The organism is Leptospira sanjuanensis (assembly GCF_022267325.1).
In the GTDB taxonomy this organism is placed as follows: domain Bacteria; phylum Spirochaetota; class Leptospiria; order Leptospirales; family Leptospiraceae; genus Leptospira; species Leptospira sanjuanensis.
Genome location: NZ_JAIZBG010000001.1, coordinates 977685 through 993900 on the forward strand (window position 1 = coordinate 977685; position 16216 = coordinate 993900).

Sequence of the window (16216 nt, forward strand, 5' to 3'; positions counted from 1 at the left end):
GAAAACTCAAAGCATCACTTTCTATGGATCGTGATGCTGGTCAATAAATTGCTTTTTTAAGGCCGTTTTTGCAATTTATTGACCGAAGCGGAGAGCGCGGTCCTGCGGAACTTGTCGCGCCGCTTTCAAAGGATCGTAGCGCAGGACGCGGCCTACAATAGATTCAAATTCCCGCATTTTTCTCCGAAAAGCGCAAACCCTTTTCGATCCTCTTCCGTGACTTTATAGTGCAGCTCGTTCGTGAGATATTCGCGGACCACTGATTCGGACATGCGGGATTCGTGCGCGATGATCTCTTCTATGTGGGAGATTCCATATTCCAAAGATTGAATGAAGATGGAATCGTCGGCTTGCAAAGGTTTTTTGCTCGCCCACAACGCGAAGATGAATCCGAGACCCGTGATTTGGTTCCACCACTGCGCCAAGTCTTTGACTTCGTAATGATCGTTGTTCCACTGTGCGAGCAGCGCGTTGTCCCCGAAAAGCATGTGTGATCCGATCCCGTTCGCGATTCTTTCCTGAATCGATTTGGAGTCGGTCGGCTCCACTTCGGGAACGAATCCGCTTTCTTCATGAACCAAAACTCGCACCAAGGACATGCTCGTTTTGGAACCGTTGTCCGTTAAGATCAGCTTGGGAGGAAAGGTTTCCTTTTTATTTTTAAAGAATAAAATCGATCGGACCTTTTCTTTTGCACAAACTCCGGTCGCATAGTATGTGTTGAGAACCTCCGCGTTCCGAAGACATTCTATGGAAGAGATCAAACCCAGATCGATCGTTCCGTTTAAAAGATAGTCCTTAAGGATCGCCGGATTTTCGGGAATGATTTCGTGTTCTTTGTTTTTTTCGAAACCCCAAGTCAGGGGTCTTGCGTTCAGATGTTTGACGATTCCTATTTTCAACTGTGCTCTCTTTCTAAAAACTCTAATAAGACCGGATAGTCCCGATTGGACAAATATAGAATCGCGCTATGATTTGCGGCCGGAACGGCCGCTCCTTCCAAAAAGAACAATTCTTCCCCCACGACGAAATAATGGATTTCGTGCGCGTCCAGGAAAGATTTTACGATGGAAAGAAGAATCGGGTCCCCGGTTTCCCAGTGGGCCGAAAAATCTCCCTCGTCTTCTTGTTCGTTTCTTTCAAATGGTTCCACGGCTGATTCAAAAAATATTACGGTTGAATTCTATTTTTTATATCGTCTTATTTTATCAATGGTTTTCAACGAGAAAGTGACCATCTCTCTGAAATTGAACGACCTAACTATGGAATATGAGGACCTGCGTAATTATCTAAATTCTTATCTTGAAACGAATCCGACCTCGGTCGTTTTGGATTTTAGTCAAATCGAAGTGATCTCCTCCGTCGCTCTCGGCACTCTGGTGGGATTCACCAATCGAGTTCGCGGTCTCGGAATCGCAGTGGAGGCGATCAACGTTTCTCCGCGTCTGAAGCAGATTCTTAGGCTTGTATCTCTTGACAGAGTTTTCGGCTCGTTATAAACCATCATACTATGACAGAAAGCCAATTCGGCATGACTACGATTTCCGACGAGGAATTTCAATTCATCAAATCTCTTATGTACAAAGAGACTGGAATCTTTCTTGCGGATCATAAAAAAATCATGGTTCAATCCCGCTTAAACGGGAGAGCCAGACATTTCGGTTTAAAGACGGTTTCGGAATACATCGGAAGACTCCGGGCCGATCACGGTTTTTTTAAGAGCGAACTCACCGAACTCATCAATCGGATCACGACCAACAAGACCGATTTCTTTCGGGAGAATCATCACTTCGAATTTTTGAAATCCACATTCTTTCCTTCCGTGGAAGAGAAGGCGTCCAAGAACGGAAAAAAGACGTTGAGAATCTGGTCTAGCGCGTGTTCGACGGGCGAAGAACCGTATACGATCGCGATCACATGTCTCGAATATTTCGCATACAAACCCGGATGGGACATCAAGATCTACGCTTCGGACATCGATACGAACGTCATCAATACAGCGAAGGAAGGAATCTACAGAGAGGATCGTCTTCAACCCGTGGATGAAAAACTTAAGAACAAATACTTCATCAAACACAAGGACCCGGAACGAGGCGAACTTACGTATCAGGCCAAACCGGAACTAAAAGCGCTGATCGATTTTAGGAAAGTCAATCTTTTGGAAACCCCGTATCCGATTTCCGAAAAGATGGATTGCGTATTTTGCAGAAACGTAATCATCTATTTTGATAAGCAGACTCAGAAAAAAATTTTCGAAAATTTCGAGAAGGTCTTAAAGGATCGCGGACTTCTCGTAATCGGTCATTCGGAAACTTTGTTCGGGATTTCCGAAAGCTATAAGTTTCTCGGACACACGATCTATCAGAAGAAGCCGGTTATTTGAACAGCGGGAATTCTTTTGAGATTTGTCGGAGTTCCGACAAGAATCGGAGAACAAATCTTGTTTGACCGCATCTTGTTTTTCTGATATAGGAAATTTGCCGAAAGACTCCCACAAAGCCCACCTCCGCCACCCAATTCGGGCGGGGGCCCCGCGTATCACGGGGGATCGTAGGAACTCCTACAAAATCGTTCTATTCGATTTTTTTGTTGTTCGAATCCATTTCAATCTTTACAGGCGATTTTTCTCGTTATTTGAACCGCGGCCCGTAAAGAGCTTCACCGAATTCGAAACTCCGCTATTCCGAAAACTCTTTCCAGATTCGAATCCATTCTTTCTGCATCTCGAACGGTTCGTAGATTACAATTCTTGAATTTGCTAATACGTCCAAAAAACCCGCCTCGTTCGGGAAACGCGGAACGATATGTTCGTGAATATGAGGAATCGATCCGCCTGAATTTTTTCCGAGATTGTAACCGAGATTGAAGCCCTGAACGTTCCAAAGTTTTTTCAAAATGGAAATCGCTTTCGCCGTTCCTTCGTGAATCTCAAGGGCTTCCTCTTTGTTGAGTTCTTCGTAGGAAAGAATATGACGTTTCGGAAATATGATGAGATGTCCGGGATTGTATGGATATAAGTTCACCGAAACCACGGTGAGTTCCGTTTCGGAAACGATCAGATTCGGAACCTCGGGATCTCTTCTGCAAATTCCGCAAAGGATACAATCCACTTCGGGTCTTTTCCCTCGGGCGTAATCCAGTTTATGAATCGAAAAAAGATTCTTACGAGGTTCGTCCCATTGCGAATTCGATTCTTCCATTGACCCTAGAATAATTCCGAGCCGATCCGTGTCAAAAGAGAATCTCCTTGCAGGACCGACTGTTTGGAAAAGAATGGAAACAGTTTGGAACCGGTTCATTATTCAGTTCAAGGAAAGGAGATTCTTCAAATCTTCGCGGAGAATTTCTCCAAAGAAGATCCCGTGTTGTTCTTGGATGGAACCGCGGGCGAAGGCGGACATAGTCTTCTGTTCTTAAAGGAATTCCCCAATTCCAAAGTTATTCTTTGCGACCGCGATCCCGTGATGTTGTCCCGCGCGATGGCCCGCATCGACGAGTTCAAGAGCAGAGTCGTTCCGATCGAAACGAACTTCTCCGAAATCGATTCTTCCCTTTTGCAATCGCACGGAGTCCTCGAAGCTCCTCAGGGAATTCTTTTGGATCTCGGGATTTCCACGTTTCATCTTTTCCATTCGGGAAGAGGTTTCAGTTTTCGGGAAGCCGAACCCTTGGATATGCGTTTGTCTCCGAACGCGGGGCTCAGTGCGCAGGACGTTCTCAACACGTATTCCAAAGACAAACTCATGCACATCTTTTATACCTATGGAGAAGAACGCTGGTCCAAAAAGATCGTCGAAGTGATCGTCGATCGCAGAAAACGAAATTCGATCTCATCCGCTTCCGAACTCGCCGATCTAGTTTCCAAAATCATACCGCGTAAGTTTTGGCCTCCCGGAAGACATCCGGCGACTCGGATCTTTCAAGCCCTTCGGATCGAAGTCAATCAGGAACTCGCTCATATCGAAAAGGGGCTGGATTCGCTTCTTCATCTTCTGCGCCTCGGAGGGGTGATCCAGGTCATTTCGTTCCATTCTCTCGAAGATCGGATCGTAAAAAACGCGTTCCGCGATTATGCGAAACAAAACGGATTCGAACTGCTCACGAAAAAACCGATTCTTCCTTCCGAAGAGGAAACAAACGAGAACCCGGCTTCCCGTTCGGCAAAATTGAGAGTGCTCCGAAAAACGAAATCGGTCGATAAGAAATACAGAAAGGAAGATTTCGAGGAAGAGGAAGAATAGAATGTCGTCGCTTTCCGCGTTTTTCAACCGGCCCGTTTGGAAGGACCTCGGGATTTTATTTTGGAACCTGGGAAAGGTGATTCTATTCTTAAGTTTATTTTTTCTTTATGTTTGGCAGAACGTGCAGGTTGCGAGATTGAACCGTGAGATCGGAATCGCAACGGGCGAAAAGATCAAACAAATCAAAAAGAACGACGACTTGAAGATCGGAGTCGCGACCTACACTTCCGCGAGAAGAATCGAAACTCTTTATCGTAAAACATACAACTATCTTCCCATCACCGTGGGAGATAGAATCATCACATTGAATTTACCTCCCGAAAAAAACGAAGATGAGAATGAAGTTAACCAATCTTCTCCGTGAATTTCCCGAACTCAAAATCCGATCCTTGCCCTCCGGAAAAAATCCGGATTCGATCGAGATCGGTTATATCCAATCCGATTCGAGAAGGGCAAACGAAGAGGACATCTTCTGCGTAGCCGATTCGGTCGGTTTAAAAAAGGAAGAATTTATTGCGAACACGAAGGCTTCCTTGATTTTACAACGCGAAGAATCTGAAATCCGGACATCCGGCAATTCGGATACGATCCAATCGAATGTCGGTTCGGCAAACTTCGTCGATTCGTTGAACGCCGCTTCTGCGAATTCGCGGACTGAAACTTCGAATTCCGCTTTCAGAATTCCTTCCTCCAAAACCGTTTTGGAATACGAAGGCGATCCCGAACAACTCCAGGGAAGAATCGCTTCGTTCCTGCTCGGTCATCCTTCCCGCGATTTGGAAATCGTCGCCGTTACGGGAACGAACGGAAAAACTTCCCTGACCAACATTCTTTTCGCATTAGCAAAAGATCAGGGAAGAAGCTGCGGTCTTATCGGAACGATCGGAGTCAAGTTCGGCGATCGTCTGATCGACACGGGTTATACTACGCCGGACGCTTCTTCCTTAAATCTCATTCTCAAACAGATGAAGGACGAGGGAGTGAATACCGTCTTTATGGAAGCGAGTTCCCACGGCTTGAAGTTAGGGAGAATCAACGGAATTTCCCTGAAGGCAGGGGTTTTTACCAATCTCACTCAGGATCATCTCGATTTCCATCCGAGTATGGAAGATTATTTTGAAAGCAAGTTTCGTCTTTTCGAGATCCTGGATGTTTCGAAATCTCCGTTTGCGGTTTTGGATTACGCTTCTCCCGGAGGGAAAGAACTCTACCGGAAACTTTTAAACAGATTGCCGGGTTTGTCCGTAAGTGCGTTAGACGGAACCGAAAACGAATGGCGGGTCGCGAACGCTTCTCTCACGCTGCAGGGAACTTCGTACAACTTGAGTTTGCCGGACGACGGAAACGCGCAGGCAGACGATCGTTCTTGTACGATTCGAACGAATCTATTGGGTTCGTTTAACGTTCGAAACACCGCGCTTGCCTTTATTACGGGCGCGCGTTTGGGTTGGGATCACAAGAAGATGTTTTCTTCTTTGGAAAGAATTCCTCAGATTCCCGGACGGTTTCAGATCGTTTACAGCAAGGATCGTTCGCGGATGGCGGTTGTGGACTACGCGCATACGCCGGATGCTCTTGAAAATATAATCTCCAGCGTGAGGGATTCTCGCCCGAAATATTTGATCACTCTGTTCGGCTGCGGAGGCGATCGGGATCGAACTAAACGGCCGAAGATGGCGCGTATCGCGGAAGAACTTTCCGATCAGGTGATTTTGACCTCGGACAACCCGAGAACCGAACAGCCTGAGGCGATTTTAGACGAGATTCAAACCGGCTTTTCGAAAGGGTTTATTCCTCTTTTGCGCGAGGTGGATCGGGCCAAGGCGATCGCGGAAGGCGTGGCGCGTTTACCCGAAGGCGGATGCCTTCTCGTGGCCGGTAAAGGACACGAGGAATATCAGATCGTCGGCAAGGAAAAACGTCATTTCAGCGATGTGGAAGAAGTTCAAAAAGCGTTCGGCCTTTTTTAGAAATTTTCCGATACAAAAAAAGAACCCTCCGTTTTCTGGAAAACAGGACAGGCAAAATGTTTTATTATCTCTACGATCTTTACTTCAATCATCTCGATTCTCTTCGGATTTTCAGCTACGTCACCTTTCGCGCCTTGATGGCGGGTTTGACTTCCATGCTCGTTACGTTTTGGCTCGGACACAGGGTGATCGACTTTTTATACGGACTCAAGTTCCGCGAATCGGTGCGCGACGACGGTCCGAAAACCCACGAGGCAAAAAAGGGAACTCCCACGATGGGGGGACTTTTGATCATCGGATCGCTTTTGCTTTCTGTTCTTCTTTGGGGTAATTTAAAAAATTTGAATATAGTTTTGTTGTCCGTTTTTTCCCTTTGTTTTTCGGCTCTCGGTTTTGCGGACGATTATATGAAGTCCGTGAAAAAGATCAAGGGCGGGATGCGCGCGCGAACCAAGTTCGTCCTTTCGATCCTGATTTCACTCGCGTTTTGTATATTATTCTTTTATTATACAGGATTGACCCCGGAAGGACATTCCGGTAAGATTCCGTTTCATCTGACGGATCTGTTTTTCCCGTTCGTCAAGGGGCCCGTGATCGCTCTCGGAATTCTCGCGATTCCTTTTTCCATCATCGTCATCATAGGATCTTCGCACGCGGTCAATCTTACGGACGGATTGGACGGACTGGCAACCGGAACCGTCGCGATTTCCGTCGTTACGCTCGGGATCATCGCGTATGTTTCGGGCACGCCCGTTGTCGCGAACTATTTGAACATTCCGTATTTGCCCGGTGCGCACGAATATTCCGTATTCTTATCCGCTCTTGCGGGAGCGCTTTTGGGATTTCTTTGGTTCAACGCGCACCCGGCCCAGGTGTTTATGGGAGATACTGGTTCCTTATTTTTAGGGGCGACTCTCGGGATGGTAGTGATCCTTTTGAAAAAGGAAATTCTTCTTTTAATTTTGGGAGCGATCTTTGTCAGCGAAGCATTGTCCGTGATTCTGCAAGTAGGTTCGTTTAAGTTGAGGGGCAAGCGGATCTTTAAGATGGCTCCTTTGCATCACCACTTCGAGTTGGGCGGTTTGAAAGAAACGAAGATCGTGATCCGCTTTTGGATCATCGCGGTCATTCTCGCGATCATCTCCTTGTCCACTTTGAAGATTCAATGATCGATTTTCTTGCAAGAAAGTGGAGGGAGGTTTGGCTTCCGGGAAAGAATTCTCTGGACGTCCTTCTGATCGTAACGATCTTTATCCTTCTCTTCACCGGTCTTTGCGTGATGTATTCCTCTTCGAGCATCACCGCTTGGAGGGAGTTTAAGGATTCCGAATATTTCCTAAAAAAGCAGGCGATCTGGTCCTGCATCGGTCTTGTTTTCTTTTTTTTCTTCTGCAATTTCCCGTATCAAAAACTCGAAAAACTCGCGTTTGTCGGAATGATCGTCGCGATCGGTCTGCTCGTGTTGGTTTTTATTCCGGGAGTGGGTAAGTCGGTTTCGACGTACTACGGAAGAAACTTCCACAGATGGATCGCGATCGGTCCGTATCAGTTGCAGCCTTCCGAGGTCGCAAAGGTCGCGGTTCTGATTTATCTCGCATCTCTGTTTCAAAAGCTGAAGCTGGAGTCGACTCCCGATTACAAGAAACTTCTGATTCCCACCTTACTGCTGTTAACCGTAATCGTTTTGATTCTTGTGGAGCCCGCGTTCGGAACCACGCTGGAGATTCTTTTCGTAATTTTGGGTTTTATCTTTTTATTCGGATTTCCGTTCCGTAATCTGCTCGTGGTGGGAATCGTTTCTCTTCCCTTGATCTACATTCTGATCGATCGGGTCGGTTATCGGAAAAAGAGGGTGGAAGTGTGGTTGGACCCGTATCGGTACCGTTTCGACGAAGGGCATCAGCTCGTGACCTCCTTTCGCGCGTTTTTGGACGGGGGTTGGTTCGGAAACAAGCTGGCCGGAGGTTATGCCCACCGTTATTTAACATACAGCCATACCGACTTCGTACTCGCGACGTTTGTCGAAGATTTCGGTTTTATCGGTTTTATGATTTTTATTTTTTTGATCCTTCTTCTTTTGTTTAGAAGTTTTTATCTCGTCCAAAAGGTCAAAGACCCGTTCGGCTTTTATTTGGGGGCGGGAATTCTGATCATACTCGGAACCCAGTTCATCATCAATATGTTCGTGGTGACGGGGATCTTTCCGATCACGGGGATCAGTTTGCCGTTTGTGAGTTACGGGGGATCTTCGATTCTCATCGTTTTGATCTCTCTTGGAATTCTTGTCAATATTACGCGAAAGGAAAATCTGGGTCTATGAGATCGATCGTAATCGCGGCCGGCGGAACCGGCGGGCATATTTCACCGGGCGTGGCGCTCGCCGAAGTATTGACCGAAATGAAGGAAAAAATCGGATACGAAAACTTGTATCTGTATTCTCTGGTCCGCAATCGGAACAACCCGGACTTGGAACAGGCGCCTTGTCCGGTCTTATGGCACAACCTTCCACCGCTTTCCAGCAATATTCTTCTGTTTCCTTTCCGTTATACGTTTCAGATACTTAAGACTTTTCTTTTATTTAAAAAATTGAATGTAGACGTCGTGATCGGAATGGGCGGTTATTCGACCGTTTCCTCCATTTTATACGGAATTCTCTTTCGTAAAAAGATCTATCTCTGCGAACAGAACACGGTGCCCGGAAACGTGAACCGGTTGTTTTTCCGTTTTGCAAATAAGGCCGCGTTCAGTTTTCCCCCGAAAAATTCGGCGATTCCCTGCGATTATCAAGTTCTTGGCAATCCTCTCCGTAAAAAAACGATTCCTAAGATGTCTTTGAAATTTTCCGAAAAATACGACACGAAAAAAAAGAAGCAGTTCAACGTTCTCGTGATGGGCGGAAGTCAAGGCGCGAGGCAGATCAACAACATCGTGGTCGCTCTCATGGGCCACGAGGAAATCAACACCCAATTTCGATTCCGCGTATTAACGGGTTCGGCATTGTACGAAGAAGTTTCCAAAAAAACGAAGAAGGACGCGGAACTGATCTCTTATTCGGATAACATGAAAGAACACTACGAATGGGCGAATTTCGTGATCGCACGTTCCGGTTCGGGAGTTCTTTCGGAATGCGCCGCGTTCGCCTTGCCGATGATTCTGATCCCGTATCCGTACGCGAAAGACGATCATCAGATGGCCAACGCGAGATATTTCGAATTGAACGGAGCCGCCGTCGTTTTGGATCAGAAGGACGAGGACGAATCCCATCTTTTTCGGATCTTGGATCAAATGGCAAATAACGTGTCTTTGTTAAACGACATGTCCATCAGTTCTCTTCAGTGTTCCCACGTGGACGCGTCCAAGGACACGGCGAAATATTTCTTTTCTCTCGATTGAAAATGGATCCGAATACGAAACCGTTTCAAAGACCGTTTTTTTTAGGAATCGGCGGTTCGGGAATGTCCTCGCTCGCGTTTCTGCTTTTGAGCAAAGGACTCAAGGTCGCAGGATACGACGGAAAACATTCGGCAACCGTTGAAAAGCTGGTGGAAGCGGGCGCGACCGTGCTGCATAAATCCGATACGCTCGCCGTAAGCGACTACGATCTCGCCGTATATTCTTCCGCGATCCGATTGGATTCTCATCCTTTAGTCAAAAAATTTCGAGAACAAGGGATCGCGCTCGCGCATCGATCCGAAGTTTTGCATCGGGTCATGTCCGAAAAAAAACAAATCTCGGTCGCGGGGTCCCACGGCAAAACGACGACGACCGCGATGACCGCGTTCTTAATGGAACGATGCGGCATGTCTCCTTCGGTTATGGTCGGCGGAGAAGTCGCTTTTTTAAACGGAAAAGGCGGCGCTTGGGGCAAGGGGGAATGGGGAGTGTTCGAGTCCGACGAATCCGACGGAACATTCAACAATCATTCTGCGGAGATTCGGATCCTCACGAACGTGGACGAGGATCATCTGGACTATTATCAAACACGCGAGAATCTTTTGACCGCGTTTGCCCGTTATATGGAGCGCGCTTCCCGGAGATTGATTCTGAATCTGGACGATGTCGGGATTCGGGATGCGTTGACTTTGGTCGGCGACCATTCTAAAATATTAGGTTTTGCGAAAGTGAACGGCGTCTTTGAAAGTTCTTTGCAAAACGCAAAAGGAGATTTCGTAAGGGATTCCTCACAAAAGGCGGAAAACGGCGGATCGAGAACGAATGAAGCCCGAGGCGCCGAAAGGAACTTCTTATCGAATTACGATTCGTCTAGGATCGCGTATTACACGATCGATTCCGGAATTCTTTCGTTTCGGTTTCAAGAAAAAGAATATTCGTTTTCCTTAAAGTATCCAGGCGAACACTATTTGAAGAACGCTTTGGCTGCGATTCTAACTTGTTACGAAATCGGAGCTTCCTTATCCGAACTCGTCGCAAAAATTCGGGAGTATTCGGGAGTCAGCAGAAGACTGGAATATATGGGAAGTAAAAACGGAATCGAAGTCTACGATGACTACGGACATCACCCGACCGAAATCAAGGCTGTGATACAATCCATGGAAGGATTGAAAAAGGACGGAAGGGCCGTGATCTTATTCCAACCGCATCGATTTACGCGTACTCAAAACTTATACAAAGAATTCGCGGAAAGTTTGGACACCGGGGAAACCGTATATCTCCTGCCGATTTATTCCGCGGGAGAAGATCCGATCGACGGAGTAACGACGGAACTCATCGCTGACGCGATGAAGGTCGCGCCCAAAATTCTTTCCAAAGAAATCGGAGAAGGGGTCGCCTTACTCAAGAATTCCTTGAAGCCCGGAGACAAATTCGTAACGCTCGGGGCCGGAAACGTAAGAGACTGGGGAATCGCATTTTTAAAGGATTAGATTTATGGAATGCGTCCTAAGATCGGCTTCGCAAAACTACCGAAATTCGAATTATTCGACTCCGATGATTGACGACTTTCGCACATAAGTCAGGCGCTGAACGGCGAAGCCGGAAAATTCCTTCGATATGAGGCGGTCTTAATTTAACGCGTCGATTCGAATCTGAAGATCCTTCTTCTCTTCCAAATCCGTGGTAAGATCCATAACCTTTTTGTAATCCGCTTTGGCTTCTTCCTTTCGACCCAACTCTTCGTATGTGTTTGCTCGAAAGAAAAGAATGGAGGAAAGGTCTCCGCTCGGATATTTTGCAACGTACGAGTTGAACGTCGCAAGCGCGGATTTAAAATTTCCCGTTTCGAGATAAGAAATTCCTAAATTGAATAATGCGTCGTGTTTTTTATCGACGTTCTTCGTTTCGTTCGAATCGAGAGATTTTTGAAAAAACTGAATCGCTTTCGTGTATTCTCTCGCTTCGAAATAATAAACTCCGACTTGAAAGTTGGTTTTGATTCCGTTCGGATCTTTTGCCAGCTGATCGAGATATTCTTTTTCCAAGTTCCTGCGCGCGTATGCGTTCCGTAGCAACTTGAGAATCATCTTCGCGTCGGGCATCCCCGTGATCTTGTCGATCAGGCTTCCGTTCTGATCGAGAAAAAGTATCGATGGGTAACCTTTGATTCCGTATTTGCGTTTTAAGTTCGGGAACGTATCTCCGTCTAAGGAAAGCGTTACGAACTTGGAAAGCTCGGCTTGGACTTCCTTTTTGGGATAGATCTCGTTTTTGAGAGTTTTACAGTAGCCGCACCAATCCGCATAAACATCGATAAAGATCGGTTTGCCGTTCGTCTTCGCTTTTTCAAAGGCGGTCTTCACCGATTTTTCCCATTGGATTTCGGCGGAGATCGGAAAACAAAAACAGAGGAACAAAAGGAAAGATGCGCGAAACAGTAGATTCTTCATTCTCAATCATAAGACTCTTTCGCGAACGCTTTAGCCAGCGTTTTCTTTCGGGAGAATCCTAAAAATACGGTTGTCGGCGGAGCGGATGCCCGGAAAACTAGGGGCAGATTTTGGAAAGGAAGCCTGGGTTCATGGAATTTTTATTACAGTTGGAAAACATACTCAAAAAAAGAAAACAGGATCTTCCCGATAAATCGTACACCGCGGATCTGTTCCGAGGCGGAGTCGATCGGATTCTTAAAAAAGTGGGGGAAGAAGCCGGAGAGGTCATCATCGCCGCTAAGAATTCGGATAAGAAAGAACTTACCCACGAAGCGGCGGATCTTCTCTTTCATCTTCAGGTTCTTCTCGTGGAACAGGGACTCTCTCTTCAAGACATCGTGGAAGAACTTCGCAAACGCCATTCTTAAAAATGAATCTTCCGGAAATCGACTTTCGCAAGAGAATTTCCGGAAATACGATTCTCTTTCTTTTCGTTCTTAGTCTTTATGCCTTTCTCTTTTATCACGGCGCTTGGTTGAGCGACGATTCGTTCATTACGTTTCGAGTGGTTGATAACTTCTTGAACGGTTTCGGAATTCGTTGGAATCCTCTGGAACGCGTTCAGGTTTACACACATCCTCTTTGGTTGTTTCTGCTGATTCCGATCGAGTGGGTTGTTCGCGACATCGATCTCACCGGTTACTTGTTGTCCTATGTCTGCGGCGTTCTTTTTTTGTCAGTGTATTGGTTTGTGTTTACGAGATGGAAACGCGGAATTTTAGGGGTTGCGATCGGAATCGGAATCTTTTTCTCTTCTCGAACTTTCGTGGATTATAATTCTTCCGGTTTGGAAAATCCGTTGTCGTTTTTGCTCCTTCTGTTGTTTCAGATAAAGTTTTATGCGATTTATTCGGATCGGAAGTTCGCGGTTTTGCGGAATACGAATTACGAATCGATCCGATCGCGGAACGCGTCTTTGCCGGACGTTTCGTTTCGATCGAATGTAGGGAACGAAGCTCAAACCGAGTCTGCGACGGATTCGAACTCGATCAAAACCGATTCCTTCGAAATCGGATTGTTGACCGGTTTGCTCGCGTTGACGCGTTTGGATCTGCTTCTTTTTTTGATTCTTCCTTGGCTCCTCCTTTTCGGAAGAATCTTTCGAGGCCGCCGTATTCCATTTTTAGTATATTCCGTTTTAGGAATGCTTCCTTGGGTCGCTTATCTGATTTTTTCTTGGATTTATTTCGGCTCGTTTTTTCCGAATACGTTTTATGCAAAGACGAACGTTTTGTCGAACTTGGTAGAAAGAATCTCCGCGGGATGGGATTATCTAAGAATCAGTTTGAAATGGGACCCGATCGCCGGAGTCGTTTTTGCCGTTCACTTGTTTTGGATCGTCGTCGATCCGATCCTGAATCTTTTATCCCGCTTTGTGTCGCTTAACAAAAAGTCTTGGGCTCCCGAATGGAACCGCCAAGAAAAAGGAATTTTAGCGATCGCTTTCGGTGAAATTGCGATCGTGTTCGTTTATCTTCTCTGGGTCGGCGGGGATTTTATGGCCGGAAGATTTTTGGGAACCTGTTTGATCGTTTCCGTGTTTGCTCAAAGTCTTGTTTGGTTGCCGCGGACCGCGGATACGAATCGGAAGAACGTAAAAACCATCGGGACGATCGCCGCTTTTATCTGTGTTTATTTTTTATCGGTCCCGACTTCTCCTTTGCACTATGCGTTTCGTCGCGTTCCGGTTCGGGTTGAAAAAGGCGTTGTGGACGAACGCGCTTCGTATCAAGACAACGTTTCCTTGAAAGGGCGATTGCACGGAATGAAATCCGATTCGCATCCTTGGGCGCAGTATGCGATCGGAATCGCGCGTTCTAATGCGCAAACCGATTTTCAAGAATTGCAAAGGGTGCAAATCACGACCAATGTCGGTTTAGCGGGATATTACGGAGGTCCGGGTATTCACTGGATCGATCTTTTGGGAATCACAGATCCTTTTTTGGCGCGTTTGCCGGGGAAGGGGTTTCCGGGTCATTACATCCGTTTACTGCCGCAAGGATATAAGGAATACGTCGAGGAAACGGCCGCTTCTCTGCCGAACGCGGAGCTTGACCGTTTGTATTACGAAGTGCGTTTGTTAAGCGAAGAGGATCTTTGGACGAGGGAACGTTGGAAAACGATCTTCGATTTCGCTTTATTCGGAAAAGGAAATTTTAAAACGAGATTCCCGGCCGGTTTTTCCTATCCGTTCGTATCGGAATCGTATCGGAAAACCTTGTATGGAATTCCGTTTTCGAACATGAACGACGAAGAACTGAACAAGCGCCTCGCCGGGGAATATTTCGGAACTCGTTAAAACTCTAATATTCGAAACGTAGAATGGACTTGGCGGGCGTAACGACCTGAAAGTAATTCTTATTCTGCGGTTTTTGATTCAAAGAATCCTTCGGAAAACGAATCAGAAACCGATAGACGTGTTCGGTGTCCGCGACGACGTCCGAATCGTAAAGAATCGCACCCGAAGGATAAACTCCCGGAGGAACGGTGTGATACGGATAGCCGAACGTTCCGTAAACGGGAAGCGCCGAAAAGCGGGAATTGCGAACCCTTGCCGTAAACGTTTGAACGTAATAGCTCCAAGTTTTTTCGGCCGTTTTTTCGTTTAAGGAAAATTGAAAGTCCAAAAATTCGGGTAATACACGTGTTTCGGGTACGATTTGAAACAGGATATAAATTCCTTCGGAGCCGTTTAAACCGCCGACTTCTTTCCAGCGTTCGACTCGATCTTTCGGGACGCGTAAAGCGAGTTCGTTTTTCAAATCCTTTCGGATTTCTTCCAGGTCGTCCTTTTCCACCTTGGACGCGGAAACGTAAAAACCCGCTCCGTAATACGGAAGTTCGGATAAACGATCGGGTTCACCTTGAAGTTTGAGATTCTTGCCGGTGCATCCTGCGAGAAACACGATCGAGCAAAAATAAAAGCATGAGTATATTATAAAAAACGAAAATTTATTGGATCTTTGGTCGGGAACAACGGCCGATTCCGAATCATACGTCGCTTTCAGCGTATGCGCGCGTTCCGTTGCGGTCCGTTCCCGCAATTCCGGTGTTCGGCGATCGCCGTTTTTCGTCAGGCGATCAGTTTTGTTCCGCACGAAGGACAAAATTTCGCTCCGTAGATTTCGATTTTAAAGCCGCATTCATGACAGTATTTCGGAAGAAGTTCGCCGGTATTCGGGGTCGCAGTAACCTGAGGTTTCGGAATGTTCTGCGCGATCGTACGGATCTTTTCGTCGAAGTCTTCCAGATCTTTGACGATTCCGGAGGAGATCGTCTGAAATTCCGCTTCCGTCAATTTTCCCGTATCGAATTCGATCTTGATGTCGCGTAAGTTTTCGAGAATCACTTCTCTCCGATTGATGAGCTCGAGTTTTTCGGATTCGCTTTCGGAGGTCTTTGCGTCGATCGCATATCGGATATAAACGAAGGGAGCTACTACGATTCCGATCAGAATGACGTAAAATGGAATGAGTAAAAGATCCATTATTTCTGTTTTTCCTGTATTTCGGAAAGATATCTTTGAAAAGAATCTTGTCCTTGTTGAGCGGCCTTACCGGATTCTACCTTTGCGGAAGAGGCCGGGCTTTTGCGTTTGAAGTATAAATAGATGAGAAGAAATCCGAGTAAGCCCGCGAGGATCAGACTCAGATTGATCCAGGTGGAATCGGGGGTCGCAAGAATATTCTCGCCGAATCCGAACACGACCGAGTTCGCCATTCCTGTGTTGCCGGCTTCCACGAATTTTTGAATGACCGGATCGGTAAGAGCTTCTTCGCCGAAACCGTTGACCATCTTGTGAACGATCTGATCCGCGGTTTCTCCCTTTCGAATCCTGTTTTCGATGAACAGTTTCAGTTTTGCGGAGACGGTGCAATTGTTAAACGAACAACTTTTGATCGTGATCGAAGGAATACAGATGCAGCGGATTTTCGAGGTGACTTCGTGAAAGGTTCGGATCTGATCCGGTTCCGTCAGATTCGTGTATGTGGAATCTGCGAACGCGGCCGAGAAAGCCGCGCGGGGCATAAAGGTCGCGGTCAAAATCGGGATCGACAAAACGGACAAGGCCGCAATCAAAACGGAATTTTTAAATCGAATTATAATTTTAGAATATACC

At 46.5% G+C, this 16216-nt stretch carries 17 protein-coding genes and 1 pseudogene; 11 read left to right on the forward strand and 7 right to left on the reverse strand.

Going from position 1 to position 16216, the window contains the following annotated elements:
* Window positions 1-152: 152 nt before the first annotated feature.
* Together LFX25_RS04455 and LFX25_RS04460 are read right to left on the reverse strand one after the other, a co-directional pair.
* On the reverse strand, window positions 153-902 hold the full coding sequence (locus LFX25_RS04455; RefSeq protein ID WP_238729165.1) for a menaquinone biosynthetic enzyme MqnA/MqnD family protein: 750 nt from the start codon (window positions 900-902) through the stop codon (window positions 153-155).
* Window positions 899-1153, reverse strand: coding sequence for a putative signal transducing protein (locus tag LFX25_RS04460; RefSeq protein ID WP_118955612.1), 255 nt, complete (start codon window positions 1151-1153; stop codon window positions 899-901). The genes LFX25_RS04455 and LFX25_RS04460 overlap by 4 nt, the downstream gene beginning before the upstream one ends.
* 76 nt (window positions 1154-1229) lie before the next feature.
* On the opposite strand from LFX25_RS04460, the gene LFX25_RS04465 reads away from it, so the two are divergent.
* Both LFX25_RS04465 and LFX25_RS04470 read left to right on the forward strand, forming a co-directional pair.
* The gene (locus LFX25_RS04465; protein ID WP_238729166.1) at window positions 1230-1499 is read left to right on the forward strand and encodes an STAS domain-containing protein; all 270 of its coding nucleotides are present in this window, start codon (window positions 1230-1232) and stop codon (window positions 1497-1499) included.
* A gap of 11 nt (window positions 1500-1510) precedes the next feature.
* A complete protein-coding gene (locus tag LFX25_RS04470; RefSeq protein WP_238729167.1) occupies window positions 1511-2383 on the forward strand; it encodes a CheR family methyltransferase in 873 nt (290 codons plus the stop codon).
* A gap of 295 nt (window positions 2384-2678) precedes the next feature.
* Here the strand turns inward: LFX25_RS04470 and LFX25_RS04475 are convergent, their stop codons facing one another.
* Window positions 2679-3200 carry an HIT family protein gene (locus tag LFX25_RS04475; protein WP_238729168.1) on the reverse strand — a complete coding sequence of 174 codons (522 nt, stop codon included), beginning with the start codon at window positions 3198-3200 and terminating at the stop codon, window positions 2679-2681.
* 84 nt (window positions 3201-3284) lie between these two features.
* Here LFX25_RS04475 and rsmH point away from each other — a divergent pair, with 84 nt between their 5' ends.
* The 7 genes from rsmH to LFX25_RS04510 all read left to right on the forward strand — a co-directional run bounded on the left by rsmH (window position 3285) and on the right by LFX25_RS04510 (window position 11094).
* Window positions 3285-4241 (forward strand): 16S rRNA (cytosine(1402)-N(4))-methyltransferase RsmH, encoded by a 957-nt coding sequence (rsmH, locus tag LFX25_RS04480; RefSeq protein WP_238729169.1) that lies wholly within the window; start codon window positions 3285-3287, stop codon window positions 4239-4241.
* Between the two features lies 1 nt (window position 4242).
* Entirely contained in the window at window positions 4243-4605 is a 363-nt protein-coding gene (locus LFX25_RS04485; protein ID WP_238729170.1) for a hypothetical protein, read from the forward strand.
* Entirely contained in the window at window positions 4574-6211 is a 1638-nt protein-coding gene (locus tag LFX25_RS04490) for a UDP-N-acetylmuramoyl-L-alanyl-D-glutamate--2,6-diaminopimelate ligase (protein WP_238729171.1), read from the forward strand. Before LFX25_RS04485 ends, LFX25_RS04490 begins: the two co-directional genes overlap by 32 nt.
* 56 nt (window positions 6212-6267) lie before the next feature.
* Window positions 6268-7380 carry a phospho-N-acetylmuramoyl-pentapeptide-transferase gene (gene mraY / locus LFX25_RS04495; protein WP_238729172.1) on the forward strand — a complete coding sequence of 371 codons (1113 nt, stop codon included), beginning with the start codon at window positions 6268-6270 and terminating at the stop codon, window positions 7378-7380.
* Window positions 7377-8531 carry an FtsW/RodA/SpoVE family cell cycle protein gene (locus LFX25_RS04500; protein ID WP_238729173.1) on the forward strand — a complete coding sequence of 385 codons (1155 nt, stop codon included), beginning with the start codon at window positions 7377-7379 and terminating at the stop codon, window positions 8529-8531. Before mraY ends, LFX25_RS04500 begins: the two co-directional genes overlap by 4 nt.
* Window positions 8528-9604, forward strand: a complete 1077-nt coding sequence (locus tag LFX25_RS04505; protein WP_238729174.1) for a UDP-N-acetylglucosamine--N-acetylmuramyl-(pentapeptide) pyrophosphoryl-undecaprenol N-acetylglucosamine transferase — start codon at window positions 8528-8530, stop codon at window positions 9602-9604. Before LFX25_RS04500 ends, LFX25_RS04505 begins: the two co-directional genes overlap by 4 nt.
* Window positions 9605-9666: 62 nt before the next feature.
* Complete coding sequence (locus LFX25_RS04510) at window positions 9667-11094, forward strand: UDP-N-acetylmuramate--L-alanine ligase (RefSeq protein ID WP_406600516.1); 1428 nt, start codon at window positions 9667-9669, stop codon at window positions 11092-11094.
* Window positions 11095-11232: 138 nt separating this feature from the next.
* Here the strand turns inward: LFX25_RS04510 and LFX25_RS04515 are convergent.
* A pseudogene (locus LFX25_RS04515) lies at window positions 11233-12009 on the reverse strand (thioredoxin fold domain-containing protein); the annotation flags it as partial.
* 176 nt (window positions 12010-12185) lie between these two features.
* On the opposite strand from LFX25_RS04515, the gene hisE reads away from it, so the two are divergent.
* Both hisE and LFX25_RS04525 read left to right on the forward strand, forming a co-directional pair.
* Window positions 12186-12464 (forward strand): phosphoribosyl-ATP diphosphatase, encoded by a 279-nt coding sequence (gene hisE / locus LFX25_RS04520; protein ID WP_238729176.1) that lies wholly within the window; start codon window positions 12186-12188, stop codon window positions 12462-12464.
* A 2-nt stretch (window positions 12465-12466) separates the two neighbouring features.
* The gene (locus tag LFX25_RS04525; RefSeq protein WP_238729177.1) at window positions 12467-14395 is read left to right on the forward strand and encodes a hypothetical protein; all 1929 of its coding nucleotides are present in this window, start codon (window positions 12467-12469) and stop codon (window positions 14393-14395) included.
* 4 nt (window positions 14396-14399) lie between these two features.
* On the opposite strand, the gene LFX25_RS04530 is transcribed toward LFX25_RS04525, so the two are convergent.
* From LFX25_RS04530 to LFX25_RS04540, 3 genes are all read right to left on the reverse strand, one after another.
* Window positions 14400-15035: a hypothetical protein gene (locus LFX25_RS04530; protein ID WP_238731501.1), complete on the reverse strand. Its 636-nt coding sequence runs from the start codon at window positions 15033-15035 to the stop codon at window positions 14400-14402.
* 134 nt (window positions 15036-15169) lie between these two features.
* Window positions 15170-15583 carry a zinc ribbon domain-containing protein gene (locus tag LFX25_RS04535; protein WP_238729178.1) on the reverse strand — a complete coding sequence of 138 codons (414 nt, stop codon included), beginning with the start codon at window positions 15581-15583 and terminating at the stop codon, window positions 15170-15172.
* Window positions 15583-16125, reverse strand: a complete 543-nt coding sequence (locus LFX25_RS04540) for a cytochrome c-type biogenesis protein (protein WP_406600517.1) — start codon at window positions 16123-16125, stop codon at window positions 15583-15585. The genes LFX25_RS04535 and LFX25_RS04540 overlap by 1 nt, the downstream gene beginning before the upstream one ends.
* Window positions 16126-16216: the final 91 nt, after the last annotated feature.